This is a genomic window from Archangium sp. (assembly GCF_036389735.1).
Taxonomy (GTDB): domain Bacteria; phylum Myxococcota; class Myxococcia; order Myxococcales; family Myxococcaceae; genus Archangium.
In genome coordinates this window covers 1-11,802 of the sequence record NZ_DASVWK010000674.1, presented here as the reverse complement: position 1 = coordinate 11,802, position 11,802 = coordinate 1, and the positions used below count along the sequence as shown (strand labels likewise).

Annotated in this window: 11 protein-coding genes and 1 pseudogene; 5 read left to right on the top strand and 7 right to left on the bottom strand. The window is 70.1% G+C overall.

Features of this window, described 5'->3' with window-relative positions; translation table 11 throughout:
- Both VF794_RS23765 and VF794_RS23760 read left to right on the top strand, forming a co-directional pair.
- A pseudogene (locus VF794_RS23765) lies at positions 1–527 on the top strand (hypothetical protein); the annotation flags it as partial.
- A 12-nt stretch (positions 528–539) separates the two neighbouring features.
- Entirely contained in the window at positions 540–1,403 is an 864-nt protein-coding gene (locus VF794_RS23760; protein WP_331114128.1) for a hypothetical protein, read from the top strand.
- A gap of 12 nt (positions 1,404–1,415) precedes the next feature.
- On the opposite strand, the gene VF794_RS23755 is transcribed toward VF794_RS23760, so the two are convergent.
- Both VF794_RS23755 and VF794_RS23750 read right to left on the bottom strand, forming a co-directional pair.
- On the bottom strand, positions 1,416–2,825 hold the full coding sequence (locus VF794_RS23755; RefSeq protein WP_331114126.1) for a hypothetical protein: 1,410 nt from the start codon (positions 2,823–2,825) through the stop codon (positions 1,416–1,418).
- On the bottom strand, positions 2,822–3,598 hold the full coding sequence (locus VF794_RS23750; RefSeq protein ID WP_331114124.1) for an outer membrane lipoprotein-sorting protein: 777 nt from the start codon (positions 3,596–3,598) through the stop codon (positions 2,822–2,824). The genes VF794_RS23755 and VF794_RS23750 overlap by 4 nt, the downstream gene beginning before the upstream one ends.
- Positions 3,599–3,830: 232 nt before the next feature.
- On the opposite strand from VF794_RS23750, the gene VF794_RS23745 reads away from it, so the two are divergent.
- The gene (locus VF794_RS23745; RefSeq protein ID WP_331114122.1) at positions 3,831–5,573 is read left to right on the top strand and encodes an FHA domain-containing protein; all 1,743 of its coding nucleotides are present in this window, start codon (positions 3,831–3,833) and stop codon (positions 5,571–5,573) included.
- Between the two features lie 89 nt (positions 5,574–5,662).
- Positions 5,663–6,256 (top strand): response regulator, encoded by a 594-nt coding sequence (locus tag VF794_RS23740; RefSeq protein WP_108074968.1) that lies wholly within the window; start codon positions 5,663–5,665, stop codon positions 6,254–6,256.
- Between the two features lie 21 nt (positions 6,257–6,277).
- On the opposite strand, the gene VF794_RS23735 is transcribed toward VF794_RS23740, so the two are convergent.
- From VF794_RS23735 to VF794_RS23725, 3 genes are read right to left on the bottom strand one after another with little or no spacing between them, the layout of a single operon-like run.
- Positions 6,278–7,051, bottom strand: a complete 774-nt coding sequence (locus VF794_RS23735; protein ID WP_331114130.1) for an enoyl-CoA hydratase/isomerase family protein — start codon at positions 7,049–7,051, stop codon at positions 6,278–6,280.
- A 12-nt stretch (positions 7,052–7,063) separates the two neighbouring features.
- Positions 7,064–7,276 (bottom strand): biotin/lipoyl-binding carrier protein, encoded by a 213-nt coding sequence (locus tag VF794_RS23730; RefSeq protein WP_331114116.1) that lies wholly within the window; start codon positions 7,274–7,276, stop codon positions 7,064–7,066.
- Positions 7,277–7,336: 60 nt separating this feature from the next.
- Positions 7,337–8,686: an acetyl-CoA carboxylase biotin carboxylase subunit gene (locus tag VF794_RS23725; protein ID WP_331114114.1), complete on the bottom strand. Its 1,350-nt coding sequence runs from the start codon at positions 8,684–8,686 to the stop codon at positions 7,337–7,339.
- Between the two features lie 126 nt (positions 8,687–8,812).
- Here VF794_RS23725 and VF794_RS23720 point away from each other — a divergent pair, with 126 nt between their 5' ends.
- Positions 8,813–9,187: a hypothetical protein gene (locus VF794_RS23720; protein WP_331114112.1), complete on the top strand. Its 375-nt coding sequence runs from the start codon at positions 8,813–8,815 to the stop codon at positions 9,185–9,187.
- A gap of 4 nt (positions 9,188–9,191) precedes the next feature.
- Here VF794_RS23720 and ftsZ read toward each other — a convergent pair whose 3' ends face one another.
- Together ftsZ and VF794_RS23710 are read right to left on the bottom strand one after the other, a co-directional pair.
- The gene (ftsZ, locus tag VF794_RS23715; protein ID WP_331114110.1) at positions 9,192–10,415 is read right to left on the bottom strand and encodes a cell division protein FtsZ; all 1,224 of its coding nucleotides are present in this window, start codon (positions 10,413–10,415) and stop codon (positions 9,192–9,194) included.
- Between the two features lie 252 nt (positions 10,416–10,667).
- Positions 10,668–11,802, bottom strand: a 1,135-nt coding sequence (locus tag VF794_RS23710) for a peptidoglycan-binding protein (protein WP_331114108.1), incomplete at its 5' end; no start/stop codon positions are given.

The following is an 11,802-nucleotide window of genomic DNA, read 5'->3' as shown; positions in this document are numbered from 1 at the left end:
TCGACATGGGCATATGGCTCGAGGTGCTGCGCCTGGAGCTGCTCCACCGCTCTGGCACCGAGACGACCTTCTTCACCCTCGCCACCACGCACCTCACCCTGGACCTCTGGCACTCGGGCGACCTGTCCTCGTACGTGCGAGTGCGCGCCGGGCCCTCGCTGGAGTACGACCGCACCCACCGCTTCGTCACGCTCGTCCCCGGCGCCGCCTTCGAGGGCGATCTCACGCTCGACGCGAACGGCTTCCACCACCTCACCTTCGGCGTCGAGGCGGAGAAGGTCTTCTTCGACGCAGAGGTCTCGGGCCGTCCCCGGAACCCCGAGCGGCTGCGGGTGCGCGCCGGCTATGAGCTCATCCTCCTCGCCATCAACGACCAGCCGGTGAGCCTCGTGCTCGACGGGCGCGGCCAGTGGCGGAGCGACCTCGCGGGTGCCCCCTCCGTCTGGGAGTGGTCCGCCCAGTCGGGCCTGCGCTTCTCGATGTGGGCACCGCCCCGCCGCTCGGCCCCCCTGGCGACCCAGCGCTGAGAGGGGCACGGGATGCTCGCGCTCACGCTCGCGCTGCTGCTCGCCGCCGCGCCCGGGGACGGGGACGGCTGTACCGCCCAGGACGCGGACGGAGAGCCCTTCACCGTCTGCTTCGATCCGGGCAACGCACTGCTCCTCGGCGCCGGAGGTCTCCTCCATTCCGGAAAGGCCGCGCCGGAGCTCCGCGCCGGCATCCTGCTGCGCACCGTGCGCCCCAGTCGCAGCAAGGGCACGCCGTGGCTCAACACGCACCGCCTCCTCGTCACCGAGGCCCGGAGTGGCTCCGCGCGCCGTGGCCTCACCGCCACCCTCTACGAGGCCAACCTGCGCCGGCACCTGGAGGAGGGCTTCATCCTCATCCCCACCGCGAGGCCCGTGCGCATCCCCTTCCCCTTCGACCTCACCCTGGCGCTGCGGGTGGGCCACTACGAGCGACGCGTCTGGGAGGGGCCGGGCTGGACGGTGGAGACGGGGCGCGCCGCGCTGCTGGTGGACCCGCTGCGCTCACCCACGGCCCGGGTGTGGCTTGGTGTGGGGCCCGCCGCGAGCCACACGCTGCGGCACTCGCGCGAGGGCACGGTGCACGAGCTGTCCCCCTTCACCTCGCTCCTGCTCGACACGGGCTACGAGACGGAGGACGGCTGGTGGGCGGCACGTGCCACGGTCCTCGCCGGGTGGACGGTGGGCCTCGACGGAGGCCTGCGCTTCCGGGCTCGCGGGGAGGCGAGCCTCGAGCGGCTCCTCCTCGCCCTGAACGACCAGCCGGTGTGGCTGCGGCTGTCCGGGGCACACGTGCACGCGGATGCGGGCGTGGCCCGGGTGGGCGAATGGACGATCGGCCTGGGCCTCACCGCGCGCGTCGGCAGCGCCCGGTGAGGGCCCCCGCGGCTACAGCAGCAGCCGCACCGAGGCGAGCACCTGGTCGTTGCGGTTGAAGTAGCCGAAGGGGCTGAAACCCGGGCCCGCGTACACCTCGGCCGCGAGCCCCACCGATAGCCGCTCGGACACGCGCCAGCCCACGCGAGGCGACAGGAGGAAGGAGCGCTGGACGACCTCGAAGGCGCCGCGCAGCCCCACCTCCAACCTGTCGCCCAGGAGTGAGTACCGGACATCGCCCACCAGCAGGTGGAAGAAGGCCGCGCGCTCCCGGCCTCGCGCCGTGCCCGGCTCCAGCAGGAGGAGCAACCGCTGCGCGCCCACGCGTGGCACCACGAGCCCGGTATAGGTGACGGAGTAGACGAGCTTCGACTCCTCGGCCTGCGACACGCCCACCACCCACGTCAGCGCGGGCTCGCGCAGCGGGCGCAGCCGATCCCCGTAGAACGTCCGCTCGGGGCTGAAGCCCACGTCCACGTCGAGTTGCGCGGGCCCCACCAGGGAGTTCGCCTCGAGGGCCACCACGTGCTGGCGCGCGTAGCGGCCGGTGTAGAGCGACTCGCCCGCGCGCAGCCGCTCCTGGAGGGAGAGCAGCAGGGCCGCGTCCGCCGGCTCGCCCCGCTCCCGGGCGAGCAGCAGCGCGTCCAGCTCCGGGTCGAGCGTCACCTGAGGCAGCTTCTCATGGCCCCACACCCATGAGCCGCCCAGCTTCACCCGCCCCACGTTGCCCGTGACGCGCAGGCCCACGTCTCCTGGCAGGCCCGGCCGCTCCGTCTCCAGCAGGTGCGGCTGGAGCCCGGACTCCACGGAAGCATCCACCGGGAAGGGCACCGCCAGCCCCAGCGAGGGCTGGAGCAGCGCCTGATCCTGGCCGAAGACGTCGTAGCGATCCGCGACGAAGAAGGGCACCCACACGCCGGTGACGGTGAGAGGCCCCACGTTGGCGAGCCCCCGCGCGGCGAAGACGGGCAGCTTCACGTCCTCCGGCTCGGGCAGCACGAGGCCCTGACGGAAGTCCCTCGGGTTGAGGAGGTCGGTGGGCGCGAAGACGGCATTGGCCCCGAAGGCCAGCGTCTGCTGCCCCACCCGCACGTCCACCCACCGCGTGTAGAGGTCGAGGAAGGCCTCGCCCAGGTACGGCTCGAAGGTGCCGCGGGCGTGCTCCAGGCCCTTCTCGGCGCCACCACGCCAGAAGGCCCGCCCCTCCACCACCAGCCTCAGCGAGGGGCTCAGCTTCACGTCCGTGGCGATCGACGCCCGCCCCCACCCGTCCACCACGTGCTCGCCGAGGCCATCCTCCCGGCGGGGCTCGAAGCCGGTGTCCACGCCGCCCACCAGCCGCACGTCGCCGCGCACCTGAACCTCGGGCTGCGCGAGCGCGAGCGTGGGCACCAGGGCCAGCAGTGTCAGCCCGCGACTCACCCGCGCTCCAGGGCCCGCTCGGTGAAGGCCTCGTCGCCGAGCTGGACGTCCTCCAGCTTCAGCACCTCCAGCGTCGTGCTCGAGCCCGTCTGGAGGTTCTCCATCACCGCCCGCTCGGCGATGACCCGGTCCTTGAACGTCTTGAGCTGCGCGGCGCGGTACACCTTGAGGGGCTTGCCCTCGCGGTCCGAGTAGTCGGCCTTCAGCGGGACGTACGTCTCCTTGTCCACGTAGAGCGTCACCTCGCCATAGGGCGAGTCCGGCCCCGCCTTGCCGCGCAGCACGTGGACGAGCCTGTCCAGCACCTTCGTCTCGCCCGCGAGGCGGAGCGACTCATCGCGCTCGCCGCCGGTGCCACCCAGGTCCGCGTAGTTGAAGTCCGTGTCCATGAAGGACTGGCCCCGCTGCGTGCGCGCCACCTTCCGCACCCGCTTCAGCTTGGGCAGGTACAGGGAGATGTCCGCCGGCTCGCCCCCAGCCCCCTCCACGGTGAGCACCGTCACGCCCGCCACCCCCGCGGGCTGTGAGAAGCGCGCGAGCGAATGCAGTCGTCCCCCCACCCGCTTCGCCGTGGAGGTGAGCACCTGCTCCTTGCGCTGGCCGGCCTTTGACACCGAGGTGAGCTTCAGCTCCGCTCGCACGCCGAGCAGGTTGAGGGCCCCGCGCTCACGGCTCCGGCGGGCGATATCCGCCGCGGACTCCTCGGCGCGGGCAGGGGGTGTCACCAGGAGCGCGACCAGGACACATACCAGGGGTGCGATCATCTTCCGCATGGCGTGGATTGTAGCCCACCCGCCCCCCGGCCAGCCGGTCTCCCCCCCGTAGCGCCCGGGGCCTGTTTTGTCCTTATATGCGGGAGCCCACCTGGGGTCTCGCGGCCATCTGTCCGATAGACAACCACCGGGGCTAGACCGCTACCTAGGGGAAAAGCCCTGTACTTTGGGGCGGATGCCCTCCTTGAGATGCCCGGGGGCGTTCTGCTATAGCTGTAAGGGGACCCGACCCGTGCTGAAGCTCATCATCGAAGACGACGAGGGGCGAAAGACTGTAGTCCCCTTTGTGCGGGACGAGATCACGATTGGCCGTCAGGAGGGGAACACCATCCGCCTGACCGAGCGCAACGTGTCTCGTCGTCACGCACGCTTGCTGCGCCAGAACGGGCACGTGCTTGTGGAGGACTTGGACAGCTACACCGGCGTACGCATCAACGGTGAGCGCATCCAAGGACCCGCCAAGGTAGGGGACGGAGACCTCATCCAGATCGGCGACTACGACCTGGCCCTGCAGAAGGAGGCCGCCTCGCAGCCCATGGCGCCCACCGTGCGGCTACCCGCCGCGGAACTGCAAGCGGCCATGGACGAGTTGTCGAGCACCTCCTCCGAGGAGAGTGCCGAGGCGGACGCCCCCGCCTCGCGGGAAGAGGACGACGCGCCTCCGCTCACCCCGGCGGAGCAGCGCCGGCACTCCACCGCGGTGATCCGGATGGATCAGGTGGAGATGAACCGGTCGCGCAAGGTCGAGAACCTGGACCCGGAGGACGCGCCACACCTGGTGGTGGTGAGCGCCGAGTTCAAGGGCCAGGAGTTCGCCTGCATCCGCACGGAGATGCGGATCGGCCGCACCGAGGACAACGACATCTCGTTGGATCACCGCTCGCTGTCGCGCACGCACGCCAAGCTCGTGCGCGAGGACTCCGGCGAGTGGCGCATCATCGACATGCAGTCGGCCAACGGCATGGCCGTCAACGGAGAGAGCTACGCGCAGTCCTCGCTCGCGCATGGCGACCTCCTCGAGCTCGGCCACGTGAAGCTGCGCTTCGTCGGCCCCGGCCAGAGCACCGAGGGACTGCTACACGAGCGCGCGGCCAGGGGTGGCACCAAGAAGCCGCTGCTGCTGGCCGCGGTGGGCATGGTCCTGCTCTGCGTGATCGGGGGAGCCGCCTGGTTCCTGGTCGGCCAGCGCCCGGCCACGCCCGTCAAGCCGCCGCAGCCGGCCGTGGTGGAGAAGCAGCCCGAGCAGCAGGCGCAGCCGCCCACCCCGGAGCCGGTGCGCAAGCCCGCGACCAACCCGGACCCGCAGCCGCAGCCCGCGGCCGAGTCCGCGCTCGCGCAGTTGGAGGAGAAGCTCCAGAGCGCCCAGGCCTCCATGGAGGCGCGTGACTTCGACAAGGCGGTCGCCACGCTCGAGCCCCTCCAGGACGCCAACGGCCAGCGCCCCGCCAAGGCCGAGGAGCTGCTCGAGCAGGCCCGGGCGGAGCAGGATTTGAAGAAGAACCTCGACCTCGCGCAGAAGGAGTTCGAGGCGGGCCGCTACGAGGAGGCGCGGAAATACCTCCAGGCCAGCGAGGGGACGATCTCCTTCGCCGACGAGCACGCGGCCCTGACGGAGCAGGTGGACGGGGCCCTCGCGCCCCCGGCGAAGCCCAACAAGAAGCCCGTGGCCGGCACGCCGCGCCGCTCGACGGAGGAGCAGGCCCGGCAACTCTACAGCGATGGCGTCACGCTCGCGCGCAAGCAGCAGTACGCCGAGGCGGAGTACATGCTGAAGAAGTGCATCGCCGTCGAGCCCACCTACGCCTCGTGCTACAAAATCCTGGGTGCGACGGTGGCCAAGCGCAGCAAGCCGGAAGACGCCGTGAAGCACTACCGCGAATTCCTCCGGCTCGCGCCCAATGACCCGAGTGCGACCCAGATCCGGCAGATCGTGGCCGACTACGAGAAACAGAAACAACAGGGAGGCGGCCAGTAGCCCCTCGGGATACCCTCGCGCGCGCCACCTCTACGGTGCGCGTGGTTCCCGGGTCACTGGCTTCACCCCTCAGCGGGAGGAGAAGGTTCGTGCAGATTCGCATCCTGGTGGTCGACGATGAGCAGGACAACTGCGACTACCTCAAGCTCGTTCTGATGCGTGAGGGCTACGACGTCGTCACCACGACGGACCCCACGAAGACGGTGGAGATCCTCCGCAGCGCGGACTTCCACCTCGTCATCCTCGACATGATGATGCCGGTGATGTCCGGCACCGAGGTGCTGGAGCAGATCCGCAAGTACGACACCGACGTCGCCGTCATCGTCGCCACCGCCTACCCGACGGTGGACACGGCCGTGGCCTCGCTGAAGAACCAGGCCAGCGACTACGTGAAGAAGCCCATGGAGCCGGATCAGTTCCTCGGCGCCGTGCGCAACGCGCTGGCCAAGAAGGGCCTGTCGCAGGATCCCGAGGCGGACCTGCACCGCGCCATCGGCCGCACCATCCGCGACGCGCGCAAGACGCAGGACCTCACGCTCAAGCAGCTCGCGCGCCGCACCGGCCTGTCCGTGTCGCTGCTGTCGCAGATCGAGCGCGCCGAGTCCTCGGCGTCCATCTCGTCGCTGTACAAGATCGCCTCCGCGCTCCAGCTGCGGATGGGCGAGCTGTTCGGCGACACCTGAACCGTCAGGGGGCGGCCAGCCTCACTGGCCGCGGAAGCGGGGCGTGCGTTTCTCCAGGAAGGCCGCCCTGCCCTCCTTCGCGTCCTCGCTGTTGAAGGCCCGGGTCCGCACCTCGCGCAGGTGCGTCCGCTCGTCGGCCGACAGCGTCGGACGCGTGAGCAGCCGGAAGGCCTCCTTCATCCCCGCCACCGCCAGAGGAGCCTGCGCCGCGAGCGTCCGGCACAGCTCCAGGGCCCGCGCCTCGGCGTCGGCCACCGGGAGGCACTCGTCCAGCAGGCCCCAGGTCAGTGCTTCCTTCCCGTCCAGCCGCCGGCCGGTGAGGAAGAGGTTCTTGGCGCGCGCCACGCCCACCAGCCGGGCCGCGCGCATCAGCCCGTCCGAGGCGTAGACGATGCCCAGCCGCGCCGGGGGCATGGAGAAGACGGCGTCCTCCGAGCCAATGCGGAAGTCGCACGAGGCCGACAGGTCGAAGCCGGCCCCGAAGGCCCAGCCCTGCACCAGCGCGACACTGGGCAGCGGGAGGGACTCCAGCCGGGCGAGGCACTCCATGAGCGCGTCGTCCGGCAGGCTGTCCTCGGTGGGAGCCCCCAGCACGTTCAGGTCATAGCCCGAGCAGAAGGTGCCGCCCGCGCCCCGGATGAGGACGGCGCGCACCTTCCCCGGAGCCGAGGCCAGGGCCTCGTCCAGCCGGGCCACCTGGCCGTCATCGAGCGCGTTGCGCCGCGCCGGGTTGGACAGGGTGAGGACCCGGACACCATCGTCCCGGTCCTCCACGAGCAGGGTGGACGGCTGCACCACGCGCGTCCGCTACTCGAGCACCACGAGGACGTCGCCCTCGTTGACGGACTGGGCCTCCTTGCAACGGATCTCCTTCACCGTGCCGTCCTCGGTCGCCTCCACCGGCATCTCCATCTTCATGGACTCGAGGATGACGAGCGTGTCCCCCGAGGAGACCTTCTGCCCGACCTTGACCTCGATCTTCCACACCGTTCCGGTGATGTGCGCCGCCACGTCCGCCATACGCTGTGCCCTCCTGGGCTGAATGCTCTCGGTGCTGCGGGGATAGGGACTGCCCCTCGGCTACGGCTTCGCGTGCTGCTCCAGGAAGCGCGTATTCAGGTCGCCCGCCTGGAAGACCGGATCCTGGAGGATGCGCAGGTGCAGGGGGATGTTCGTCTTGATGCCCTCGATGCGGAAGCCCTGGAGCGCCCGGATGGAGCGTTCGATCGCCTCGGCGCGCGTGGCGCCCGAGACGATGAGCTTGGCGATCATCGGATCGTAGTTCGGGGTGACGGTGTTGCCCTCGGCGTAGCCCGAGTCCAGGCGCACGCCCTCGCCCGTGGGCGGCTGGAACACCTTGAGCGGGCCCGGCGAGGGGAAGAACTTCACGGGGTCTTCCGCGTAGATGCGGAACTCGAGTGCCGCCCCGCGCCGCTTCACGTCCTCCTGCTTCACGGTGAGCTTCTCGCCGGAGGCGATGCGCAGCTGCCAGCCGATGAGATCCAACCCCGTGGTCAGCTCCGTCACCGGGTGCTCCACCTGGAGCCGGGCGTTCATCTCGATGAAGTAGATGTCGCCGTCCGAGTAGAGGAATTCCACCGTGCCGGCGTTGGCGTAGCCGAAGGCCTTGGCCGCGGTGACGGCCGCCGTGAACAGCTTCTGGACCAGCTCCGGGTTGCGCCCGTCCGCGAAGAGCGGCGAGGGAGCCTCCTCCACCACCTTCTGGTGCCGGCGCTGGATGGAGCACTCGCGCTCCAGGCAGTGGATGAGGTGGCCGTGGTGGTCACCGAGAATCTGCACCTCGATGTGGCGGGGGGCCGGGAAGTAGCGCTCGATGTAGACGCCCTCGCGGCCGAAGGCGGCCTTCGCCCGATCCGTGCACTGGCGGAAGACCTTCTCCAGCTCGGCCGGGTCCTTGGCGGCGGCCATGCCGATGCCACCTCCGCCGCCCGCGGCCTTGCACAGCACGGGGTAGCCGATGCGCTCGGCGGCGACCAGCGCGGCGGCCACGTCCGGCAGCACGTCCTCGGTGCCGGGCACCACGGGCACTCCGGCGGCGACCACCAGCTTGCGCGCCTGGCTCTTGTCCTTCATCCGAAGCATGGCCTCGGGCGGCGGACCCACGAAGGTGATGCCGGCGGCCGTGCACGCGGTGGCGAACTCGGCGTTCTCCGACACGAAGCCGTAGCCGGGGTGCACCGCGTCCGCGCCGGTGGACTTCGCCGCCGCGATGATGGCGGGGATGTTGAGGTAGCTCTCCTTGGCCGGGGCCGGCCCGAGCCGCACCGCCTCGTCCGCCTCCTTCACGAAGGGCAGCTCCGCGTCCGCGTCCGAGTAGACGGCCACGGTGGAGATTCCCATCCCCTTGGCCACCGTGTTGATGCGCCGGGAGATCTCACCCCGGTTGGCGATGAGCAGCTTCTTGAACATGGCCCGCGTCCCCTCCGTTGTGAGGCCGGGCAACCTAAACCTCGACCCCTCGACCTGACAAGGAGACAACGCGCCGCCCGCCGGGAAGTTGCGGGGATGTAGGATAGTGGCGTAGCGTCCCTGGCCGTGAAGCCCACGACAGGAACAGTGGTGGACCTCCAGGGCGCGCGCCTCGAGCGACGCCTGGAGCTCTATCGGGCGCGGCTGAACGAGCGCCTTCGCACCAACCGCGCGGCCATCGAGGCCCTCTACCAGGGAGGAACCCTCTTCTCCCCCCAGGGCACGCGCGCGGGTCGCGCCCTGCTCCGGGCCCACCAGCTCCTCCAGCGCGCGAGTTCGCTGCTGGAGCAGCTCTCCGGGGATGGAGTCGTCCCCGCGCCCCGCCTGCCGGAGCGCATCGACGAGCTCTACCGCGAGTTGGACACCCTGCTGGCGCGCAGTGACGCGCTCTCGGGGCGGCACCACCGGGCGGCGAGCGTGGCCCGCCTCCCCGGGCGCTAGCCTCTTACGGCATCTCCGTCTGGCCCTGGCGACGCAGGAAGGTGGGGATGTCGAACTGATCCTCGTCCAGGGGCAGCGCCGCGTCCTTCACGACCGCGGTGCGACCGGAGAGCGAGCGCCCCTCCACCGACGACATCGTCCGCGCGCCGGCCTTGGCGGGCACCAGGCTCGCCACCTCCTCGCGGTCGCGCGCCGCGGTGAGCGAGATGGGCGGCGGCCGGGTGATGACGGGCACCTGCACCACCGGGGCCACCGGCTGACGCACCTTCGCATCGCGCGACACGAAGCCCGTGGCGATGATGGTGATCTTCACCTCGTCGCGGATGTTCTCGTCGATGAGCGAGCCGAAGATGATCTCCGCGTCCTGATCGGCCGCGTCGTGCACCAGCGTGAGCGCCTCGTTGACCTCCTGGAGGGTCATGTCGCGGCCGCCGGTGATGTTGATGAGCAGGCCGGTGGCGCCGTCGATGGAGATGTCCTCCAGCAGCGGGCTGGAGATGGCCTGCTGCATGGCGGTGAGCGCGCGCTTGTCGCCCGAGGAGTGGCCGGTGCCCATGAGCGCCAGGCCCTTGTCGCTCATGATGGTCTTCACGTCGGCGAAGTCGACGTTGATGTAGCCGTGGTACTGGATGAGGTCCGAGATGCCCTGGACGGCGTTGAGGAGCACCTCATCGGCGCGCTTGAACGTCTCCAGCAGCGGCATGGGCTCGGTGCTGAGCGTGAGCAGCCGCTGGTTGGGGATGGTGATGAGGGTGTCCACCGCGGCCTTGAGCTCCACGAGGCCCTGCTCCGCCTGCTTGCGGCGCTTGTTGCCCTCGAAGAGGAAGGGCTTGGTGACCACGCCCACCGTGAGGCAGCCGAGGCTCTTGGCGATGTCCGCGATGATGGGAGCGGCGCCCGTGCCCGTGCCGCCACCCATGCCGGCGGTGACGAACACCATGTCCGCGCCCTCGAGCATGGCGGCGATCTGATCGCGCGACTCGAGCGCGGCCTCGCGGCCCATCTCCGGGTTGGCGCCAGCGCCGAGACCCTTGGTGAGGGTCTGTCCGAGCTGCAGCCGCACCGGCGCCTTGTTCGCCGCGAGCGCCTGCACGTCGGTGTTGGCGGCGATGAAGTCGACCCGCTCAAGCTTCGCCATGATCATCGTGTTGACCGCGTTACAGCCGGCGCCCCCGACGCCGACGACACGAATCTTTGCGGCCTGCTTGTTCTGGTCGAACTGGTCCATGTTGTTCCTTCTTTTGACGCAGGGCTCGCGTGCCCGCGCGCGCACCTGCACACCACACATCTTCAGCAAGTCGCGACCTTTGGCAAGTTCTCAGCTACGAACATGTAGCGCTACGTCGCGGTCCCAAGTCGTGACAGGCACTTACGCGGAAGCACCCCTCGCCCACGGTGCGCAGCGGTGGGTGCATCACGCCTCTTGACTCGCGCGAGGAGGTTGCTGCACGGGGCGTCATCGAGCCCAGGCGCCCCCTTCTTAAGGAGACCTTCCGGTCGCCGAGGTGAAGCGCTCCTCCGCCCGGGCGAACATGTCCTGCGCGAGTCGCTCGCTGAAGCCGACCAGGAAGCACACGGCCATGGAGAGGTACAGCTCCGACTCCGGCGTCGCCGCCTTGAGGGGCAGCAGACCCGACTTCATCAGCGCGAAGGCGAAGAGCGCGCAGTACAGGCCCACCACGGGCTTGAAGAAGCCCAGCATCACCATGGAGGTGCGGCTGGCGCCCCGCAGCTTCTCGAAGTCTCCGAGCCGCGTGAGGATGCTCACCGCGCTGCCGCTGGCGCCGCACAGCCCCACCATCAGCAGCGCGCGGATGGAGACGCCGAAGAGCATGGAGCTCTCGCTGGTCAGCACCAGGTGCGCGAAGGCGGACATCCCGTTCGCGGCGAGCAGCAGCAGCGCCAGCCCGAGCACCACCTGCGTGGCGGGCGAGCTCGAGCGCAAGATGGGAAGCGGGCGCAGTGGGTAGAGGTGGTCGGCGAGCATGGAGGCGATGCGCCGACGGATGCTCCGCACGAACGCGACGTTGGGCTGCTCCGCCAGCAGGGCCGTGAGACCCAGGTCGATATTCTGGACCGCACTGGGGCCGAGCTCCCGAGCCGCCTTGGTCCGCAGCACCAGGAGACGGGCAAGCTCGTCCTGGACGGCCTTGTCGAGCGGCTGCGCGAGTCGCTGACGGAGCTGCTCGGACAGGTGCGCGGGGAGCGACGGGTCTTCCACCACCGCCGACACCTCGGATGGAGCGGGCTCGACCGGTGCCAGCTGTACAGCGGTGACGGGCTCGGGGGCGTGCGTTGCCGGCGGGTGGCTCACCGAGGCGGAAACCGCGAGGACCTCCACCGGCGCGGGGCGGGGCGCGCTCCGGGCCCGCAGCGCCTCCAGAGTGGCCGGGTCGAAGAGAGAGGTGATGGGCAATTGATGCTGGCTCTGGAACTGGTTCAGGGCCGCCTTCGTGTTCGGGCCGAGCGCCCCGTCGACGGAGCCCGGATCGAAGCCCAGGAACATGAGCCGCAGCTGCCCCTCGCGCACGCTCAAGTCGGGCAACTGGCGGGAGGACAGGTGCTGGTAGGCCGCCGCCAGCTTCTTGTCGTACTGGTTCTTCGCATAGCCCGAG

Excerpts from the sequence above, each read along its gene's own strand:
- VF794_RS23760 (WP_331114128.1), top strand. The coding sequence starts at position 540 with ATGCTCGCGCTCACGCTCGCGCTGCTGCTCGCCGCCGCGCCCGGGGAC.
- VF794_RS23750 (WP_331114124.1), bottom strand. The coding sequence starts at position 3,598 with ATGCGGAAGATGATCGCACCCCTGGTATGTGTCCTGGTCGCGCTCCTG.
- VF794_RS23730 (WP_331114116.1), bottom strand. The coding sequence starts at position 7,276 with ATGGCGGACGTGGCGGCGCACATCACCGGAACGGTGTGGAAGATCGAG.
- VF794_RS23725 (WP_331114114.1), bottom strand. The coding sequence starts at position 8,686 with ATGTTCAAGAAGCTGCTCATCGCCAACCGGGGTGAGATCTCCCGGCGC.
- ftsZ (WP_331114110.1), bottom strand. The coding sequence starts at position 10,415 with ATGGACCAGTTCGACCAGAACAAGCAGGCCGCAAAGATTCGTGTCGTC.